Raw genomic sequence first — 257 nt, forward strand, 5'->3', positions numbered from 1 at the left:
GGTAGGTCGCGTAAATCTACGCGGTTTTGCTTGTCAGCCTCGTCAACAAATTCGCCAAGGTGGGCTACTTGCGCTTCAACTTCTTCAGGCCAAACGTGCGGAATATCGTGGTTACGCAGGGCAACTTCTATTTCCATACCTGGGGCTAAATGCTCGCCAAGTACGTCAATTACTTTACCTACCGCGTTCATATTTCGGGTGGGGTTTTGCGTTATTTTAACTTGCACCATTTGGTTATGGCGCGCGCCGTTTTCGCT

1 pseudogene is annotated in these 257 nt (G+C 49.4%); it reads right to left on the reverse strand.

Going from position 1 to position 257, the window contains the following annotated elements:
- Window positions 1-257 (reverse strand): annotated as a pseudogene (locus AAEY62_RS23365) (ribonuclease R); the annotation flags it as partial.

The sequence above is a fragment of the Pseudoalteromonas sp. GW168-MNA-CIBAN-0100 genome, from assembly GCF_040309225.1.
Lineage (GTDB): Bacteria > Pseudomonadota > Gammaproteobacteria > Enterobacterales > Alteromonadaceae > Pseudoalteromonas > Pseudoalteromonas arctica.